Consider the following 18252-nt stretch of genomic DNA (forward strand, 5'->3'; position numbering starts at 1 on the left):
GAACGACGGCACGGCACTCCCGCCGGCCCGGGACATCCGCGTCCCGGGCCGGCGGTCCTGCACACTCGGGGGCTGTCCGGCCCCCGCCCGCACCGGTACGGTGTGCCGGGTCTGCCGACCCGGGGAGCGTGCACATGGCCGACATGTCAGCGGAGATCGCCGCCGAACAGGCGTACTTCGACGCCGCCGCCCGGGAGCGCGACCGGCGGGTGGCCGCGCTCGGCTCGCTGGCGAGCAGCGGGGCCGACCGGGCCACCGCCGCCCGGCTGCGCCGCCACGCCGAAGCCGTCACCCGGGCCCTCGGCGGCGCCGCCGACGCGGTCGCGTTCGGCCGCATCGACGACGAGTCCGGCGAGCAGTACTACCTCGGGCGGCACCTGATCGGCTCGCCCGACGGCGGCGACCCGCTGGTGATCAACTGGCAGTCGCCGGCCGCCGCCCGCTACTTCACCGCCAGCCCGGACGACCCCCAGGGCCTGGTGCGTAGACGCGGATTCCAGTGCACCGGCAACGTCATCGACCACCTCGACGACGTCCTCTTCGCCGAGATCGCCGCCGGGATCGCGGGCGGGTCGGCCGACGGGGCAGGTCGGGCCGACGTCGACGCACACCTGCTCACCGAGCTGGCCCGGGGCCGCACCGGCACGTTGCGCGACATCGTCGCCACCATCCAGGCCGCCCAGTACGAACTGATCCGCGCGCCGCTGCAGCAGGTCCTGGTGATCGAGGGCGGCCCGGGCACCGGCAAGACCGCCATCGCCCTGCACCGGGTCTCCTGGCTGCTGTTTCAGCATCCCGAGCTGACCGCCGACGACGTACTCGTGGTCGGCCCGCATCCGACCTTCATGCGCTACATCGGCCAGGTGCTGCCTGGGCTCGGCGACGCCGAGGTCGAGCTGCGCGACATCAGCCGGCTCGCCCCGACGGTACGGCGTGGCCGGGCCGAGCCGGTGGCGGTGGCCCGGCTCAAGGGCGACGCCCGGATGGCCGGCCTGCTCGACCGGGCGCTGCGCAACCGGATCGGCACCCCGGACCCGGCGGAGCGGCTGCTGCTCGGCAGCCGGTTCGTCACCCTGCCCGGCGAGCAGGTGCAGCAGGCACTCGACGCCGCCGCCGGAGCCGACCTGCCGTACAACGGTCGCCGTCAGCTGTTCCGTGACCGGCTCGCCGACCTGGTCCACGACCGGTCCGGCGTCGACCCGCGCGGCGAACCGGCGTTGGTGAACCTGGTCGAGCGGCTCTGGCCGCAGCAGAGCCCGGCGGCGTTCCTGCGCGGCCTGCTGGCATCCCGGCCCCGGCTGCGCGCCGCCGCCGGCCCGGCTGCTGCCGCCACTGGCTCGGCCGCCGACGGGTTCACCGCCGACGAGTTGGCGCTGCTGCACCGGCGCGGCGCCGACCGGATCTCCGAGGAGATCTGGTCCGCCGCCGACCTGCCGCTGCTCGACGAACTGGACCAGCTGATCGACGGCGGGCCGTCGCGCCGGTACGGACACGTGGTGGTCGACGAGGCGCAGGACCTGTCACCGATGCAGCTGCGGGCGGTGGCCCGACGTAGCCGTACCGGCTCGTGCACGGTCATCGGCGACCTGGCCCAGTCGACCGGCGGTTGGGCCCGGGACAGCTGGGACGAGGTGACCCGACACCTGCCGACGACCTGCCCGGTGCGGGTCGCGCCGCTGCGGTACGGGTACCGGGTGCCCCGCCAGGCGTACCAGTTCGCCGCCCGGCTGCTGCCGGTCGCCGCGCCCGGGGTGACACCACCGGAGGTGGTCCGGGACGGCCCGGCCGAACCCGGCGTGCACCGGGTCGGGCTCACCGAGCGGGCCGGTCGGGTCGTCGCGGTGGCCGGCGAGCACGCCGCGCGAGGCGCGTTCGTCGGCGTCGTCTGCCCGCCGCGCTGCCGCCGCGAGGTCGAGGCGGCGCTCGCCGACAACGGGCTCGCCTGGAGCAGCGCCCAGCAGGGCGACCTCGGCGCGGCGATCAACCTGGTCAGCCCGGCCGAGGCGAAAGGCCTGGAGTTCGACGCCGTGGTGGTCGTCGAGCCGGAGCAGATCGTCGCCGACGACGAGCGCGGCCACCGGATGCTGTACGTCGCGTTGACCCGCACCACCGGCCACCTGGACGTGGTCTGTGTCGGCGACCCGCTGCCGCTGACCACGCCGTACCGCCCGGATCCGGGTTCGGCCGACGACCAGCCCGACTTCACCGAACGGTCCGCCCGCCTGCTCGCCGAGCACCTCGCCGGTCAGCTGCGCGCCGGTGCGCCGGCCGCGCACTGGGCGGAAGTCCTCGACGAGGTACGCCGCCAGCTCGACAACCGATCCACGGTAGGGGATCAGTCGCCGGAGTCTCCGTCAAAGCCGGCGCTGGAGCCTTCCCCGACCTCCTGACCCGTATCGCCCACCAGGGGGGCTCCGACAGGGCCACCCGGTGCCCGCGTCCAGGGCGGGATCAGGCTGCGTCCGTTGAACCGGAGGTAGGGCAGGGAGGCAATCCAGAGGCAGGCCAGCCCGGCCACCGGAAAGATGATCCACCGCCAGGCGATGCTCTCCGCCACACCCAGCCCCATCGCTGCCCGGCCCAGGGGAACGGCCACCAACCAACCGAATACCAGGCCCACAGGACTCAGGACGAACAGTGATCCCGGCAGGCGTGCGACCACCACGTCGAACGCTCCCGTGAGGTCTTCGCCGACGATCCTGGCGACGATGGTGAGGAACACCATCGCCAGCAACGTGAGCACGGGTACGGCCACGGCCACCCACGTTGCCGCCGTGAGGTACGCCGAGTCGTCGTCGGGAAGTCGGAACAGGATGCTCCAGGCAAACATGCAGAGGCTCCCGTTGAGACCCATCAGGACCATCGCCCAGATAGGCATCGTGGGCATGAAGATGCGATCGAACAAGTCGTCGTCAGGTGCCGGCCGTCTCCTGGACATCGTCTCCCCAGCGTCTTCCGTCACGCCACTCCGCGAGGCGCGCGGGCGAGCTGCCGTGCTCTCCTGCAAGGTATCGAAGGAGTTCCATCACGACCGGTGGTGGTGACCGCTGTCGGAGGCTGCTGTCAGGAGCTGCTGTCAGGAGCTGCTGTCAGGAGCTGCTGGCGGGGCGGCTGAGCACCGCCGAGGTGAGCCGCCGGCCGACGGTCGCCTGGACGATGTTCTTCTGGATGACGGCCTTCGTGGCCCGGCTCGGCAACGCCACCCCGAGTTCGGTGGCCAGGGCCCGTAGCTCGGCGACCTTCAGCCCGAGATCGTCGAGGTAGCGTCCGGCGGCCACCCGGTCATCGATCGCCGCCAGGTCGGCGCGGATCCGGTCGGTGTCGACGACGACCGCCGGCTTCGCCGCTTTGGCCCGGCTCCGGCGGGCCGGTGCCGGTGCCGCAGGCTGCTGCGGCCCGGACGCGGCGGTGGCGACCGTCAGCTGCGCGGTGCCGTCAGCGAGTGCGGCCAACTGCTCCGGCGGCAGGGTGCGAAGGAAGTCCGCGACCCGGATCAGGACGGCGTGGGACAGGTCGGCGGCGCTGGTCACGTGACTCTCCTACGGGCGGATCTTGGCGAGGAACTCGCTGGCGAGCTGTTGCAACTCGTACTGGACGTTGACGTTCGCGTCCGGCATCAGGACTGCGGGCAGGCCGTGCTCACCGGCGGAGGCGAACACCGTCTTGTTGTCGCGGATCATCTGCTGGAAGCGCGGAATCTCGATGGTCGCAGGATGGCCGATGAAGTTGCGCAGCGCCAGCAGTGGCCCGTGCCCGGTGTACTGGACCATCGTGAAGACGATGCCGAGGATCTCCGGGCTGATCTGGTCGGTCCGGCCCGCCGCGACCCGGTTGTAGTCGGTCACCAGCTCGGAGACCTTCTTCCGCAGATAGTCGATGCCGAGCGTGGACAGGTAGTCCGGCCGGGCCGGGATCAGGATGTGGTCGCTGGCGACCACCCCGGTGCGGGTGACCATGGTGAAGTTCGGTGGGCAGTCGACCAGGACGACCTGGTAGTCGGTGAACGCGGGTGCGGCGAGCGCCTCGGCGAGCGCGCGGTGCAGGGACAGGAAGCGCGGGCTGCCGTGCTGGAACCGCGATCCGCCCAGGCTGGCGGCGAAGTCGAGGTCGGCGTCGGTGAGCATCAGATGGGACGGCACCAGGTCGAGCCGACCTTCGCTGTGCTGACCGATCACTTCGTTGACGGTGGGCGGGGTGAGCACGTAACGGTCCAGCGGTGCGGCACCGCCACGGTCCAGCACGTCACCGAACCACTGCAGGATGGTCCGCTCGTCGGCCAGTTCCCGCTCCCACATGGTCGGTTCGACGAAGGAGAAGGTCAGGCTGGCCTGTGGGTCGAGGTCGATGAGTAGCACCCGGTGCCCGCGGTACGCGAGTTCAGCCCCGATGTTGGCGGTGAGGGTGGTCTTCCCGACGCCACCTTTGTAGTTGATGACGGACACCACGGTCATCGGCCGCTCCGCACACGCATGGTCAGCAGCATGCCACGTGACCCGATGGTTGTGTGCGGTGAGCCTGATGCCACAGGTGCATCAAGATGCACCTGTGGCATCAGCCTCGTCCAGATCAACCAGCCCATCAGCCGGGCTGCCCGACGGCTCTGGTGCGACCCGGTCTCCCGCCACGTCACCAGTGGGTTCAGGCTGTCGTTGGGCGCCAAAGGTGACGCTGCGCGCGCTGAGCGTGTGCGGTTCCTGAGGCTCAGCCCGGCTGAGGCTTAGCCCGGCTGAGGCTCAGGCCGGCGCGGAATGATCCGGTGGGCGGGGTCGTTGTGCATGGTCGCGCCACGCACTCCGGCCCGCAGCCGCCGGGCGGTAGTCAGGCTCCGGCCCGGCCGGGCGGGCAGCCTGGTTGGTGGACTTGGTCGGCCCGGTCAGTGGGTCGGGTCGGTGGACCCGGTCGGGAATCGTCGGCGGGTCGGCGTGGTTGTACATGGTCACGGCGCGCAGCAGCGCACCCGCGCCCCACCCCCCTTCGGGGCGTGCCGGAGCCGCCCGCGAGCCGACATCGCACGTCTCACCCCGTACCACCCGGACGACCGTTTACCGCACACCCGCCCGTGACAGGTGTGGTGTGCCCCCTCGGCAAACGGAAGGTGGACCCCCCATGACCACGATCATCACCCGTACCCTGCGTACCAGCCTGCGCACCACCGCCCTCGGCATCGCCGGGCTGACCCTGGCCGGCGGCGCGATCGCCGCCCCCGCCCTGGCCGCCGACCACGCCCCCACCGCCCTCGCCGCACCCGTGGCCGCCGCCAGCAGCGTGGACGCCGGCAAGCTGACCCCGCACGGGGTGCAGGGCGAGCAGTCCCGAATCGACCTGTCCGGCGAGCAGACCGACAACGTCAAGGGCATCATCGCCGCGACGAAGAAGGCCGGCATGGACGAGCGGGCCGCCGTGGTCGCGATCGCCACCGCCCTGCAGGAGTCGAAGCTGGAGAACCTCGGCCACCTGGGTGACCGCAACGACCACGACTCGCAGGGCCTGTTCCAGCAGCGCCCGTCGTCGGGCTGGGGCACCGTCGAGCAGATCACCGACGTCGAGTACTCCACCACCGCGTTCCTGAACGCCCTCAAGGCCGTCGACGGCTGGCAGGACATGCCGCTGACCGAGGCCGCCCAGACCGTCCAGGTGTCGGCGTACCCGGACCACTACGCGCAGTGGGAGACCCAGGCCGCCGAACTGGTCGCCCAGCACTGGAACAGCTGACCCACCGCACCAACCCCAACAGCACAGAGCAGCTCAGCGTGAGGGCCGGACCCCGTACCCGGGGTCCGGCCCTCGACGCATGCCCGGCCAGGTCAGCCGGGGCCGGCCCCTCCACCGGTGAACGGGTCCGGCAGGTTCCGCCAGCCGGCCTCGCCGTCGGCGAGTTCGGCGTCGGTGAGCAGGCAGCCTGCCAGCCGCCGGTGCAGGTCGACCGGATCGAAGTCGACGCCGACGAAGACCAGGTTGCTGTGCCGGTCGCCGTAGTACGGGTCCCAGTCCAGCGCGGCCGCCAGCCGGCGCTGCGGGCTGGCCTGCTCCCACTGCTCGTCCGGCAGGTCGACCAGCCATCGGCCGAGGGTGTGCAGGGTGAGGCCACCCCCGGCGGACTCCCAGCCGATCACCGTCTCCGGCCGGCTGGCCAGCCAGAGGTGCCCGCGGGACCGCAGCGGACCTGCCGTGACGTCGGCCAACGCGGCGTGCAGCCGGGCGGGGTGCAGCGGGCGGCGGGCGCGGAACACCGCGGAGACGACGCCGCAGTCGGCGACCGGCTCGTGCACGCCGATCAGGTGACCCTCGACGCCGCGATCCAGCACCGCCGGCGTTTCCGGCCGGTGCCGGTCGGTGTGCCGTAGCTGGCCGGCGAGCCGGGTGGCGTCGATCGTCGGCTGATCGCCGGCCCGCAGCTGCACCGCCCACGGGGCCATCCGGGACAGCAGCACACCGAGCCGGTGCGTCTCGAAGGCCTGGTCGGTCGACCCACCCCAGAGCACGACAGTGTCGGCGTACTCGATCTGCCGGGCGATCACGTCGGCGAGCCGACGGTGGTCGCCGGGGGCGGCGGCGATGCCCAGTTGACTCAGGTCGTCGGTGCTGGCCAGGCCGTCGAGCAGGTGGTCCGCGGCGACGACCGTGACGTACGAGTCGAACCGGACCAGGTCGCCGACTGGTGGCCCGGCGGGCTGGTCGGTCAGCTGGCCGGGTGCGCAGGCGGCGGCGAGCGTCGCCGGTTCGACCACTTCGGGCAGGACCAGCACGATGTCCCGGCCGGGTCGGGCGGCGGCGAGCCGGACCAACGTGGCCGGTGCGTCCGCGCGCAGCGTGCAGCAGACGCAGCCGTCGACGAGGTCGAGCCGGACGTCCTCGACCGGGCCGGTGCCGTCGCGGAGCACCCGGTGCGGGACGCCGTCGTGTGCCGGGCCGACGTCGTAGCGGACGACGAGCAGGGACGGGTCGGCGGCGAGCAGGGTCCGGGCGACGGCCATCGTGGCGGCGGGCCAGAAACCGGACAGTACGGTGACCGCCGGGCGGGTGGTGGTGGCCCGGTGGGTGGTACGGCCGGCCGGAGCTGACGGTGACGGCATGCACGCCCCCTCGACTGAAATGAAAACGGTTGTCATTATAGCCGAATGGGCGCCACCCTTCGAGCCCGCCTCATGGACCTGCTGGAGCACCTGGCCGGCGAGCAGGTGCCGACCGGATCTGGGGGCACCGGCGATCCGGGCCGCGCTGCATCGACGTACACATCCGCCGGCTGCGGGCCAAGCTCGGCGACGGCCTCCCCGTGGTGCGGACAGTCCACGGAGTGGGACACCGCCGGGACGGCGGCTCTCCGGTCATCATCGCCCGACTGGCCGGCCCCGACGACCCGATCGGGAGCCACGCCGGTGACAGTCGGGTAACGTGGGGATTTGACTGATTGGTGGATCTCCGGCACGGTGGGCCGTAGACGGCCGCTGACCGACCCAGTCCCTGGAGCTTCCGCCGCCCGCCCTGACCGCCCGCCGCGCACTGTCCGCCGCGCCGTCAGCCCCAAACCCGACATTGCCGCTGAGCCGCCTCGCCGCGTCAGCCATCACCTGTTTCCGGTAGTTCCAAAATCCGATCAAGGAGTTGTCATGCTGACCATGACCGACAACGCGGTCTTCGTGATTCGCGAGATCACCACTCAGCAGCAGGCACCGGAGAGCGCCGGCCTGCGGATCTCGGCCGACCCGACCGCCGGGTCGCTCACCCTGACCGTCGCCGAGCAGCCGATCGCGGGCGACCAGGTGGTGGATTCGTCCGGCGCCCGCGTCTTCCTCGACGCCGAAGCAGCCAACCTGCTGCAGGACAAGTCGCTCGACGCCGCAGTGGACGACGACGGCGGTGTGCGCTTCGGGATCGCCGAGCAGCCGGCCGGCTGAGCGACCAGGACGTCGCAGAGCCGTTGGCGGGCACCGTACCGACGGGTGTCCGCCAACGGCTGACCGGCCGTGATGGAAGGTCCACCTGGTCAGGTCCCTTGTAAACTCGCCGACAGCCTGCCTTGCGGTATCCGTCACGGACGATAGATTCCGCCGGTGGCAGCAGACAGACCTGGCGGGGCGCGTCGATGGGCCGTCGTCGCCGGGGTCCTGACAATCACCGTCGAGGCGGGGTGGCTGCTGGCGACCGGCCCGGCCGCCGCGCTGGTCAGCGACCTCGGCGCGATCATCGTCGCCAGTTGCGCCGCCACCGCCTGTGGGATCGCTGCCCGCCGCCATCCGCCGCAGCTGCGCCGATTCTGGGTGCTGCTGGCGACGACCATGGCCCTCGCCGCCATCGGCCGGGTCGTCTGGACCGTTGGCCGGCTCACCGCCAACGCACTGCCACACACCCCACTGATCGGCCTGATCTTCTTCGCCGGCCTCGTCACCGGAACCGCTGCGCTGCTCAGCGCGGTCTCCGCACCGCGTAGCGCGGTCGGCCGGGCCCGGGTGCTGCTGGACGGGGTGATCGTCGGGCTGGCGCTGCTCCCGGTCGCCTGGGTGGTGGTGTATCGAGAGATGGCCAGCGCCGAACTGGACGGCACGGCGACCGCGCTCGGCATGCTCTACCCGATGCTGGACCTGATCCAGCTCGCCGTACTGATCTCGGTCGCCGGACCGGCCCGACCGCTGTGGCCGGCGCTGACCCTGCTCGGGGCCAGCCTCGCGGTGCGGGCCGGGGCCGACGCCGTCTACGTTTCGATGATCGCCCAGGGCACCTACCAGCCCGGTCACCCGGTGGACGTCTGCTGGCCGCTCAGCTACCTGCTGGTGGCGATGGCCAGCCGGCACCCGCCCCCGGCCGACCTCGATCAGGTCGACGAGACCGCCGAGCCGCCGCCGCTGCCGTGGTGGCGGGTCGCGCTGCCGTACCTGACTGTCGGCGCGGCGATCGCAGCGGTCCTCACCGCCGGCGAACCGTCGTCGGTGATCTACGCCAGCGGTGTCGCGCTGCTCGCCGCGCTGGCCGTCCGGCAGGCCCTGGCCGCGAACGAGAACCGCCGGCTGGCCGCCCGGCTGCGCCGGCTCGCCTACACCGACCAGTTGACCGGGCTGCCGAACCGGCTGCTGTTCACCCGCCGGCTGCGCCAGTCGATCGCGGCGTTGACCGAGCCGAGCCGCGTCGCCGTCCTGCTGCTCGATCTCGACGGGTTCAAACAGGTCAACGACCGGTTCGGTCACGCCACCGGGGACGCGATGCTCAGCGAGGTGGCGGCCCGGATGCGGTCCGCCGTCGGGGATGCGGGGCTGATCGCCCGGCTCGGCGGCGACGAGTTCGCCGTCCTGCTCGACCCGGCCCACGACCCGGCTCACGACCCGGCCCGGCTGGCCGACCGGCTGCTGGCGGTGCTCGCCGACGGCACGGTCACCTCGGCGAGCATCGGCATCGCCGAGTACGGTCCGCACCACTGCGGCGACGCCGATCTGCTGCGCGACGCCGACATCGCGATGTACGCGGCGAAGGCGGCCGGCAAGTCCGCGTACCGGTTCTGCACGCCGCAGCTGCGGGAGGCGGCGGTGGACCGGGCCGAACTGATCGCCGACCTGCGCCGGGCGGTCGACGACGGCGGCCAGTTCGAGCTGGCGTACCAGCCGATCGTCGACGTCGGCACCGGCCGGATCCGGGGCGCGGAAGCGCTGGTGCGGTGGCGGCACCCCCGGCTCGGGCTGCTCAGTCCGGCCCGGTTTCTGCCGCTGGCCGAGGAGACCGGCCTGGTGCTGCCGCTGGACCGCTGGGTGCTGGCCACCGCCTGCCACGACGCGGCAGACTGGCAGCAGCTGGCGCCCGGCACCGCGGTGGCGGTCAACCTGGCGCCGGCCCAGCTGCGCCGTGCAGATCTGATCGCCATGGTGGACGGCGCGGTGTCGGCGGCCGGGCTGGCCGCCCCCCGGCTGACCCTGGAGCTGACCGAGACTGCGCTGATCGACAGCACCGACGAGGTGCTGTCCCGGCTCGCCCAGCTGCGTGAACTCGACGTACGGATCTCGATCGACGACTTCGGCACCGGCTACTCGTCGCTGAGTTACCTGCACCGGTTGCCGGCCACCGACCTGAAGATCGACCGTTCGTTCGTGGACCGGCTCGACTCGCCCGACCCGAAGGCCTACGCCACGGTCGAGATGGTCACCCGGCTGGCCGACGCGTTCGGGCTGGTGGTGGTCGCCGAGGGGGTGGAGACCGAGGTGCAGCACGGCGCGGTCGCGGCGATCGGCTGCCCGCGGGCACAGGGCTACCGGTACGGCCGGCCGCAGCCCGTGGCCCAGCTCCGCGAGCTGATCGTCGCACGGTGACCGGAACTTCCACATGCGAGCATGGTCATGTTGATCTGCCGTGGTTATGCTGGCAAGCCGTCGAATACGCCCGATCCGTGAGGGATACTACAGATGGTCGATGAATCCGCTGGCGGCTCGCGCCCGGTGCCCAGGTTGGACACCTCGGTGCCGCAGACGGCCCGGATCTGGAATCATTGGCTGGGCGGCAAGGACAACTACGCCGTCGACCGTGCGGTCGGTGACCAGATCAAGGCGGCGTTCCCGCAGATCGTGGAGAATGCCCGGCTCTCCCGGGGCTTCCTGGTCCGGTCGGTGCGCTACCTGACCGGGCAGGTCGGGATCCGGCAGTTCCTGGACATCGGCACCGGCCTGCCGACCGCCGACAACACCCACGAGGTGGCCCAGGCGGTGGCTCCGGAGACCCGGATCGTCTACGTCGACAACGACCCGCTGGTCCTGGTACACGCCCGGGCGTTGCTGACCAGCACGCCGCAAGGCGCAACCGACTACGTCGACGCCGACCTGCGCGACCCCGCGTCGATCCTGCGCGAAGCCGGCCGTACCCTCGATTTCAGCCAGCCGATCGGTCTGATGCTGATGGGCATCCTCGGGCACATCGCCTCCGACGACGAGGCCCGCGACATCGTGCGCAGCCTGCTCGATGTCCTGCCGTCCGGCAGCCACCTCGCGCTCTACGACGGTGGCGACACCAGCCCCGGGGTGGTCGAGGCCGCCCGGATCTGGAACCAGTCCGCGAACCCGCAGTACCATCTGCGCAGCCCGGATCGGATCGAACGGTTCTTCGACGGGCTCACTCTGGTGGAGCCGGGGGTGGTGTCGGTGACCCGGTGGCGGCCGGAGCCGGAGCAGGCGCACGTGCCCGTCATCGACCAGTACTGCGGCGTCGGCCGTAAGCCGTGAGCCGATGAGCGTCGTCGGGCACCAGGAGTACGCCGCCGGCGGACCGACGGTCCGCCGGATGCAGCTCGGTGCCCGGCTGCGCCGACTACGCGAGGCCAAGGGGATCAGCCGGGAGGACGCCGGCTGGACCATCCGGGCCTCCGAGTCGAAGATCAGTCGGATGGAGCTGGGCCGGGTCGGGTTCAAGGAACGCGACGTGGACGACCTGCTCACCCTCTACGGCGTCGCCGACCACATGGAACGCGGCGAGCTGATCACCCTTGCCCGGGAGACCAACCAGCCGGGCTGGTGGCATCCGTACGGCGACCTGCTGCCCACCTGGTTCCAGTACTACCTGGACCTGGAGTCGGCGGCCAGCCTCATCCGCACCTACGAGATCCAGTTCGTGCCAGGGCTGCTGCAGACCGAGGAGTACGCCCGCGCGGTCATCGACATCGGATTCAGTGAGTCCGGTGTCCGTGAGGTGGACCGGCGGGTCGAGCTGCGGATGGCCCGCAAGCGGGTGCTGGACCGGGCCGGCGCACCCCGCGTCTGGGCGGTGGTCGACGAGGCGGTGCTGTGCCGGCCGATCGGCGGGCCGCAGGTGCTGCGCGGGCAGATCGAGGCGCTCGCCGAGGCGAGCGAGCAGCCGGGCGTACGGCTGCAGGTGGTCCGGTTCCGCAGCGGCGGGCACGCCGCCGCAGGTGGGGCCTTCAGCATCCTGCGCTTCCCGGAGCAGGAACTGCCCGACGTGGTCTACCTGGAGCATCTGACCAGTGCGCTCTACCTGGACAAACGGGAAGAGGTCGACCGGTACGCGGCCGCCGTCGGGCGGCTGTTCATCGAGGCCGACCCGCCGGACCGGACCCGGGACGTGCTGCACCGCGCGCTGCGTGACCTGTGACGGTGACCGGCCGCCCGAACCGGACCGGCACACCCGGGGAGTAGAGGACACTCACCGGTGGGCCGTCCGGTGCCGGTAGCCCGCCGGCGGCGACCAGGTCGTCGGCCAGCTCGACCAGCTCGGCCCGGTGCAGCGGCCAGCGCGGATGTTCGTTGGGCAGATAGCGGGTCGCGCCGTAGACCCGTTCGTGCAGCCCCCACCGGGCGGTGAGGAAATGCTCCAACGGGGTCGGCTCGGCAATCGGCGCGCCGACCCGGACCACCATCCGGTTGTGCGCGCCGCGCGGCCCCGGCCAGCGCCGCCGGCTGTGGTATGTCATCGTGTCACCGTCGCGGTCGAGCCGCATCCGCGACCACAGGTACGGCAACCGCAGGCTGGCCATCGCCACCAGAACCGGCAGCAGCCGGGCCGCGTCCAGGGAACGGAACACCACCCCGCGCCGACCGGCGTCGTCGACCGAATAGAGCCGCACGTTGGTCTCGCAGAAGGTGCCCAGGTACGGGATGCCCGGACCGGGACCGAAACCGACGCCGACCATCCGGAACCCGATCAGCCCGACGTAGCTGGTGCCGTCGAAGGTGTCCGGCCGGGTGCCCGGCGGCAGCAGTGGGGCGACCACCGCCGGGTCCACCGGCCAGTGCAGGAACGTCAGATCGTGCCAGCCCTGCACCAGGACCGGCCGGCGGACCGGGCGCGGCGCGGTGACGGTGACCGGCTCCGGCGGCGGCATCTCGGTACGGCTCATATGATCATCCTGGCAGCCCCGCACACCCGCGTCCGCAGCTGACTGCGGCGAACCCGAGGAGCCGTACCGTGGCACGCGCCATCGCGACGAACACCCGCGTCGACCGGGCCGGCCTGGTCGACTTCCTGCGGACCCGGCACCGGGCGGTCCTGATCACCACCCGCGCCGGCGGCCGCCCGCAGGCGTCGCCGGTCACCTGCGGGGTCGACGCCGACGGTCGGCTGCTGGTCGCCACCTACCCGGACCGGGCGAAAGCGGTGAACATCCGCCGGGCCCCGACGGTGTCCGCCTGCGTCGTCTCCGACGATTGGAACGGTCCGTGGGTGCAGCTGGACGGGGTGGCGGCGGTGATCGACATGCCGGACGCGCTGGACGGTCTGGTCGACTACTACCGCTGCGTCGCCGGCGAGCACCCGGACTGGGACGAGTACCGCGCGGCGATGCGCCGGCAGGACAAGTCGTTGATCCGGATGGTCGTGGACCGGTGGGGGCCGATCGCCACCGGCGGTTTCCCGCCGCGCCTCGCCGACGACTGACAGCGCACCGTGCCGGTCACGCGGACAGCCCGGTCACGCGGACAGCCCGGTCACGCGGACAGCCCGGTCACTCGGACGGCTCGGGGAGGTCGCAGTCGATCTTCGGGTTGACGCCGATGTAGTTCAACGGTCCGGCGATCACCGTCACGATCGTGGTGCCGGCGTGGGCACAGTTGGTGTCGTCGCGTTCGAAGTAGCCGCGTTGCACCGCCGCGACCACCCCGATCACCAGCCAGATGAGCACGATCACGCCGGATATCGAACCGCCACGCATCACTGCCTCCTCAACTCGTCGACGCCGTACCGGCCCCGCCGCACCTGCTGGCAACGGGATCCGGTCGGCGGATGGGCAACCTGGTACCCAGTGACGTCGCCGAGGTAACCGTCCTCACGGCCCGGCCCGGCGCCAGAACTGCCGCCGCCCGGCCTGCGGCACCTGCTCGTCGCGGACCACGACGTCGAGCCTGCCCAGTTCGGCGCGGAGCAGTTCGGCCTCGGCCCGGTCACCGCGCTCGACCGCCCGCTGCCGGGCCGACAACAGCGGATCCGCGCCGTCCGGCAGCTCGGGCAGGCCCGGCACCCACAGCCGGTACGCCGCACGGTACGGGTCGCCCTCGGGCCGCCACCGGTAGCCGTGCCGACGCAGCGCCGTGCCGAGCCGCTCAGCCGGCAGGTCGCCGGACCGGGAGCAGAGCTCCTCGCCGCGGTGACCAAGCACCACCAGGCGGGCGCCGTCCAGAAAGACCGCGGCGACGGCGGTACGCGCGATGGCCACCCGGCGCTGCCCCTGCCGTACGGTCAACTCGTCGCGGTCGACCGTGACGAACAGTTGCTCATCGGCGGCCATCCCGGCCAGCACCAGCCCGGCGAGCAGGCCGACCGCCGTACCACCGGTCAGGGCCGGTAGCCACGGCACCGCGTCGATCAGCCGCAGCGGGCCGGCCAGCGGCACCCAGGCCAGACTCAACGCCCAGCCGGCGAACGGCTTCAGTGCCGCGCCGAGCCCGGCACCGGCCGCGACGAACAGGGCCGGCACCCCGTACCGCTCGATCGCGCCCGGACCGACGACCACCCGGTCACCGCCGGTCGGATCAGGCGATGTCACGGCGCTCGATCCGCAGCATCCCGGCGACCAGCGGCAGCAGCACCCAGACCGCCACCGACGTGGCCAGCCGTGCCCACTGCCCGGCGGTGACGTCGGGGGAGAGCAACGGCTCGGTGGTCAACGACAGGTCCAGCCACTGCGCCACCGGTCGCAGCCGCTCGACGACGCCGCCGAGGACCGTCCAGGCCGTCGGCAGCAGCAGGAGCAGCACGATCGCGACCGGCGTGTTCAGCAGCAACATGCCGAAGGCCAACCCCATCACCACGTTGATCACCTGGAAGAGCGCCGCGTAGCCGATCAGCGCCGCTTCGATCCGCCAGCCGCCGGTCCCGCCGGTGGCCGCCGCGACGGCCGTGCCGGCCGCGGCCGCAGCCAGGCTGGCCGGCACCGAGGCGATCGCCGCGACCAGCGCCGCGACCAGCTTCGCCGCCAGCACCCGACGCCGCACCGGTTCCAGCGCGAAGGTGGTCAGCGCGGTCCGCTGCGACCACTCGGTGGTGACCAGCATTACCCCCAGCACCGGCAGCAGGAACGCGACCGGCAGCGACGCCAGCACGAAGAACGTCCCGAAGGTCTGCTCGGCCGGGTCGGCGAACAGCACCAGCACGGCGACGATCGCCGCCGTCGACAACCCGATCGCCCCCAGCAGCCAGGCGCCGGCCCGGGTGTCCAGCATCTTGCGCAGCTCGACGAGGATCAGCCGCCACCATCGGATGCTCACTTGACCGCCTCCCGTACCGACTCGCCCGCCGTCAGGGCGAGGAACATCTGCTCCAGTCCACCGGTGTCGGCCGGCCGCAGCTCCAGCAGGACGGCGCCCGCCGCCGCCGCGACCTCGCCGACCGTCTCCGGCGGGGCCGACACCAACAGCCGGCCGTCGACCGTGCCGACCTGGTGGCCGGCCCGGTCCAGCGCCGCCCGCAGCGCCTGCTGGTCCCGGGCCCGGACCAGGGTGCCGCCGTCGCCGGCCAGCAGTTCGTCCTTGTCGCCGGCGGCGACGACCCGGCCACCCCCGATCACCACCAGCCGGTCCGCCACCGCCTCCACCTCGCGCAGCAGATGCGACGAGAGCAGCACCGTGCCGCCCCGGTCGGCGAAGTCACGCAGCAGTCCGCGCATCCAGAAGATGCCCTCCGGGTCCAGCCCGTTCGCCGGCTCGTCGAGGATCAGCACCTGCGGCTCGCCGAGCAGCGCGTGCGCCAACCCCAGCCGCTGGCGCATGCCGAGCGAGTAGGCCCGCACCCGCCGGCCGGCCGCCGCCCGGTTCAGCCCGACCAGGTCGAGCAGTTCGCCGACCCGGGCCCGGGACACCCCCATGGCGAGCGCCGCGACGGTCAGCGTCTCCCGGCCGGTGCGGCCCGGGTGCATCGCGGCCGCGTCCAGCAGTACGCCGACCACCCGCCCCGGGTCACGTAGCCGCCGGTACGGCAGCCCACCGACGGTCGCGGTGCCGGCCGAGGCGGTGGCCAGGCCACAGATCATCCGCAGCGTCGTCGACTTGCCGGCCCCGTTGGGCCCGAGGAAACCGGTGACGGTGCCGGCGGCGCAGCTGAACGACACGTCGTCGACGGCGAGCTGCCGTCCGTACCGTTTGGTGATATTGCGTACCTCGATCACCGCTTCAGCGTCGTGCCCCGGCGACCGGCGGCGCAGCGGCCGTCGGTCGGTGCCGGCCGGACTCCGGTCGATCGTCGGATGATCCTTGGTCGATCGTCAGTACCGACTTTGGTAGCTGTCCGCGACCGCCACCCCTTCCGTACGCTGGCCGGATGAGTGCGGTGCCGGCTCCCGACAATCCCTGGCTGCTGCCCGGCGCGCTGGTCGCCGAGTCGCCGGGGACCGGTCGGCGCAGCACCCGCGACTGGATCGTCGATGGTGTCGCGTTCGGGCTGGCGGTCAGTTATCTGCTCTTCGCGGCCTGGGATCTGCGCCAGCCGCAGCCCAACCTGACGGCGACCGGTACGAGCCAGCCCTGGCTGCTCCGGCTGGATCTGCTGCTCGGGCTGGTCTGCTGCGCGCTGGTCTGGCTGCGTCGCCGATGGCCGGTCGCCGTCGCCCTGGTCGCGCTGCCCGCCGGGGTGCTGTCGGTGAGCGCCGGGATCGCCATCGTGATCCTGCTGTTCAGCGTCGCGGTGCACCGCCCGTTCCCGGTCGCGGCGGCGGTGAACGCCGCGCACGTCGCTGTCGCGCCCGGGTACTACCTGCTCTACCCGGACCCGGACCTTAATCTGCCGGGCGCGGTGCTGTTCACCGGGATCATCCTCGGCACGGTGCTGGCCTGGGGGATGTTCGTCCGCGCCCGCCGGCAGCTGATCGTGTCGCTGCGGGACCGGGCCCACCGGGCGGAGGCGGAGCAGCAGCTGCGGGTCGGCCAGGCCCGGCAGCTGGAACGCACCCGGATCGCCCGGGAGATGCACGACGTGCTGGCCCACCGGATGTCGCTGCTCAGCCTGCACGCCGGGGCGCTGGAGTTCCGCCCGGACGCTCCCCGCGAAGAGATCGCCCGGGCCGCCGGAGTGATCCGGGTGACCGCACATCAGGCGTTGCAGGAGCTGCGTGAGGTGATCGGCGTGCTGCGGGCCGAGCCGCCGGCGACCGGCGTCGTCGACACCGACCCGGGGCCGGGCGACCGACCGGCCGAACCACCCCAGCCGACCCTGGCCGACCTGCCGGCCCTGGTCGACGAATCCCGCCAGGCCGGTGCCCGGGTGAGCCTGGTCAGTCGGATCGACCACGCGCAGGCGCTGCCGGCCGGGCTCGGCCGGGCCGCGTACCGGATCGTGCAGGAGGGTCTGACGAACGCCCGCAAGCATGCGCCGGGCGCGGCGGCGAGCGTCGCGGTCACCGGTCGGCCGGGTGACGGGCTGACCGTCGAGGTCGTCAACCGCCGCCCGGTGGCCCCTGCGGCGGCGATCCCGGGAGCGGGGACCGGCCTGGTCGGACTGGCCGAACGCGCCAGCCTGGCCGGTGGGCGGTTGAGCCACGGCCCGACCGAGTCCGGCGACTACCGGCTCACCGCCTGGCTGCCGTGGCCGACATGACCGCAGAGCCCGGCGTCACCGACCCGGCCGGCGGGTCCGATCGGGCCCAGGTGCGGGTCCTGATCGTGGACGACGACCCGCTGGTCCGGGCCGGCCTGTCGATGATCCTCGGCGGCGCGGCCGACCTGCTGGTGGTCGGCGAAGCCGGCGACGGCGGTGAGGTGCCGGCGGCGGTCGCCGCGTGCACGCCGCACGTGGTGCTGATGGACATCCGGATGCCGCGGGTCGACGGACTGACCGCCACCGAGGCGCTGCGCGCCCGGCCCGACCCGCCGCACGTGGTCGTGCTGACCACGTTCGACGCCGACGAGTACGTGCTGCGCGCGCTGCGGGCGGGGGCCAGCGGTTTCCTGCTCAAGGACACCCCGCCGATGGAGATCGTCACCGCGGTTCGTCGGGTGCATGCCGGTGAGCCGATCCTCTCCCCGGCGGTCATCCGACGGTTGATCACCCACGTGGCGGGCCAGCCGCCGGCCCCGGCCGACGTGCGGCCGGGACCGGACGCGGACCAGGTCAGGCGCCGGGACCGCGCCCGCCGGGTCCTCGACGGGCTGAGCCCACGGGAACGTGACGTGGCCGTCGCGGTCGGCCAGGGATGGTCGAACGCGGAGATCGCCGCCGAGCTGTTCATGGGCGTCGCCACCGTCAAGGCGTACGTGTCGCGGCTGCTGTCCCGGCTGGAGCTGAACAACCGGGTGCAGATCGCCGTACTGGTGCACGACGCCGACCTGACCTGAGTACGGGGTCGGC

19 protein-coding genes are annotated in these 18252 nt (G+C 72.6%); 10 read left to right on the top strand and 9 right to left on the bottom strand.

The window, feature by feature from the left end; all coding sequences use genetic code 11:
* Positions 1–134: 134 nt before the first annotated feature.
* Positions 135–2390: an ATP-binding domain-containing protein gene (locus O7629_RS32540; RefSeq protein ID WP_278174144.1), complete on the top strand. Its 2256-nt coding sequence runs from the start codon at positions 135–137 to the stop codon at positions 2388–2390.
* Here O7629_RS32540 and O7629_RS32545 read toward each other — a convergent pair.
* The 3 genes from O7629_RS32545 to O7629_RS32555 form a co-directional block, all read right to left on the bottom strand.
* Positions 2336–2962 (bottom strand): hypothetical protein, encoded by a 627-nt coding sequence (locus O7629_RS32545; protein WP_278174146.1) that lies wholly within the window; start codon positions 2960–2962, stop codon positions 2336–2338. The two genes, O7629_RS32540 and O7629_RS32545, sit on opposite strands and share 55 nt — an antisense overlap.
* A gap of 127 nt (positions 2963–3089) precedes the next feature.
* Positions 3090–3530, bottom strand: coding sequence for a hypothetical protein (locus O7629_RS32550; RefSeq protein ID WP_278174148.1), 441 nt, complete (start codon positions 3528–3530; stop codon positions 3090–3092).
* 9 nt (positions 3531–3539) lie between these two features.
* A complete protein-coding gene (locus O7629_RS32555; protein WP_278174150.1) occupies positions 3540–4451 on the bottom strand; it encodes a ParA family protein in 912 nt (303 codons plus the stop codon).
* Positions 4452–5130: 679 nt separating this feature from the next.
* On the opposite strand from O7629_RS32555, the gene O7629_RS32560 reads away from it, so the two are divergent.
* The gene (locus tag O7629_RS32560) at positions 5131–5712 is read left to right on the top strand and encodes a hypothetical protein (protein ID WP_278174801.1); all 582 of its coding nucleotides are present in this window, start codon (positions 5131–5133) and stop codon (positions 5710–5712) included.
* 92 nt (positions 5713–5804) lie between these two features.
* On the opposite strand, the gene O7629_RS32565 is transcribed toward O7629_RS32560, so the two are convergent.
* Positions 5805–7073, bottom strand: a complete 1269-nt coding sequence (locus O7629_RS32565; protein WP_278174152.1) for a GTP-binding protein — start codon at positions 7071–7073, stop codon at positions 5805–5807.
* A gap of 116 nt (positions 7074–7189) precedes the next feature.
* Between O7629_RS32565 and O7629_RS32570 the strand changes: the two genes are divergently transcribed.
* From O7629_RS32570 to O7629_RS32590, 5 genes are all read left to right on the top strand, one after another.
* A complete protein-coding gene (locus tag O7629_RS32570) occupies positions 7190–7408 on the top strand; it encodes a winged helix-turn-helix domain-containing protein (protein ID WP_278174802.1) in 219 nt (72 codons plus the stop codon).
* Between the two features lie 199 nt (positions 7409–7607).
* Positions 7608–7895, top strand: coding sequence for an adhesin (locus O7629_RS32575; RefSeq protein WP_123603598.1), 288 nt, complete (start codon positions 7608–7610; stop codon positions 7893–7895).
* Between the two features lie 156 nt (positions 7896–8051).
* On the top strand, positions 8052–10289 hold the full coding sequence (locus O7629_RS32580) for an EAL domain-containing protein (RefSeq protein WP_278174155.1): 2238 nt from the start codon (positions 8052–8054) through the stop codon (positions 10287–10289).
* A 93-nt stretch (positions 10290–10382) separates the two neighbouring features.
* Positions 10383–11192, top strand: coding sequence for an SAM-dependent methyltransferase (locus tag O7629_RS32585; protein ID WP_278174157.1), 810 nt, complete (start codon positions 10383–10385; stop codon positions 11190–11192).
* Between the two features lie 4 nt (positions 11193–11196).
* On the top strand, positions 11197–12075 hold the full coding sequence (locus tag O7629_RS32590; protein ID WP_278174159.1) for a helix-turn-helix transcriptional regulator: 879 nt from the start codon (positions 11197–11199) through the stop codon (positions 12073–12075).
* Here the strand turns inward: O7629_RS32590 and O7629_RS32595 are convergent.
* Complete coding sequence (locus O7629_RS32595; RefSeq protein WP_278174160.1) at positions 12011–12820, bottom strand: DUF2071 domain-containing protein; 810 nt, start codon at positions 12818–12820, stop codon at positions 12011–12013. The two genes, O7629_RS32590 and O7629_RS32595, sit on opposite strands and share 65 nt — an antisense overlap.
* A gap of 68 nt (positions 12821–12888) precedes the next feature.
* Here O7629_RS32595 and O7629_RS32600 point away from each other — a divergent pair, with 68 nt between their 5' ends.
* Entirely contained in the window at positions 12889–13356 is a 468-nt protein-coding gene (locus tag O7629_RS32600) for a PPOX class F420-dependent oxidoreductase (RefSeq protein ID WP_278174161.1), read from the top strand.
* A 67-nt stretch (positions 13357–13423) separates the two neighbouring features.
* Here O7629_RS32600 and O7629_RS32605 read toward each other — a convergent pair whose 3' ends face one another.
* From O7629_RS32605 to O7629_RS32620, 4 genes are all read right to left on the bottom strand, one after another.
* On the bottom strand, positions 13424–13630 hold the full coding sequence (locus tag O7629_RS32605; protein ID WP_278174162.1) for a hypothetical protein: 207 nt from the start codon (positions 13628–13630) through the stop codon (positions 13424–13426).
* Positions 13631–13744: 114 nt separating this feature from the next.
* Complete coding sequence (locus O7629_RS32610; protein ID WP_278174163.1) at positions 13745–14461, bottom strand: hypothetical protein; 717 nt, start codon at positions 14459–14461, stop codon at positions 13745–13747.
* A complete protein-coding gene (locus tag O7629_RS32615) occupies positions 14448–15182 on the bottom strand; it encodes an ABC transporter permease (protein WP_278174165.1) in 735 nt (244 codons plus the stop codon). Before O7629_RS32615 ends, O7629_RS32610 begins: the two co-directional genes overlap by 14 nt.
* Positions 15179–16078, bottom strand: a complete 900-nt coding sequence (locus O7629_RS32620) for an ATP-binding cassette domain-containing protein (protein ID WP_278174167.1) — start codon at positions 16076–16078, stop codon at positions 15179–15181. The genes O7629_RS32615 and O7629_RS32620 overlap by 4 nt, the downstream gene beginning before the upstream one ends.
* 152 nt (positions 16079–16230) lie before the next feature.
* Here O7629_RS32620 and O7629_RS32625 point away from each other — a divergent pair, with 152 nt between their 5' ends.
* Positions 16231–17502, top strand: a complete 1272-nt coding sequence (locus O7629_RS32625; protein WP_278174168.1) for a histidine kinase — start codon at positions 16231–16233, stop codon at positions 17500–17502.
* Positions 17499–18239 (top strand): response regulator transcription factor, encoded by a 741-nt coding sequence (locus tag O7629_RS32630; protein ID WP_278174170.1) that lies wholly within the window; start codon positions 17499–17501, stop codon positions 18237–18239. The genes O7629_RS32625 and O7629_RS32630 overlap by 4 nt, the downstream gene beginning before the upstream one ends.
* Positions 18240–18252 lie beyond the last annotated feature (13 nt).

Source organism: Solwaraspora sp. WMMD792, assembly GCF_029626105.1.
In the GTDB taxonomy this organism is placed as follows: Bacteria; Actinomycetota; Actinomycetes; order Mycobacteriales; family Micromonosporaceae; genus Micromonospora_E.

Excerpts from the sequence above, each read along its gene's own strand:
- O7629_RS32575 (WP_123603598.1), top strand. The coding sequence starts at position 7,608 with ATGCTGACCATGACCGACAACGCGGTCTTCGTGATTCGCGAGATCACC.
- O7629_RS32605 (WP_278174162.1), bottom strand. The coding sequence starts at position 13,630 with ATGCGTGGCGGTTCGATATCCGGCGTGATCGTGCTCATCTGGCTGGTG.
- O7629_RS32540 (WP_278174144.1), top strand. The coding sequence starts at position 135 with ATGGCCGACATGTCAGCGGAGATCGCCGCCGAACAGGCGTACTTCGAC.
- O7629_RS32630 (WP_278174170.1), top strand. The coding sequence starts at position 17,499 with ATGACCGCAGAGCCCGGCGTCACCGACCCGGCCGGCGGGTCCGATCGG.
- O7629_RS32585 (WP_278174157.1), top strand. The coding sequence starts at position 10,383 with ATGGTCGATGAATCCGCTGGCGGCTCGCGCCCGGTGCCCAGGTTGGAC.
- O7629_RS32565 (WP_278174152.1), bottom strand. The coding sequence starts at position 7,073 with ATGCCGTCACCGTCAGCTCCGGCCGGCCGTACCACCCACCGGGCCACC.
- O7629_RS32595 (WP_278174160.1), bottom strand. The coding sequence starts at position 12,820 with ATGAGCCGTACCGAGATGCCGCCGCCGGAGCCGGTCACCGTCACCGCG.
- O7629_RS32590 (WP_278174159.1), top strand. The coding sequence starts at position 11,197 with ATGAGCGTCGTCGGGCACCAGGAGTACGCCGCCGGCGGACCGACGGTC.
- O7629_RS32555 (WP_278174150.1), bottom strand. The coding sequence starts at position 4,451 with ATGACCGTGGTGTCCGTCATCAACTACAAAGGTGGCGTCGGGAAGACC.
- O7629_RS32625 (WP_278174168.1), top strand. The coding sequence starts at position 16,231 with ATGAGTGCGGTGCCGGCTCCCGACAATCCCTGGCTGCTGCCCGGCGCG.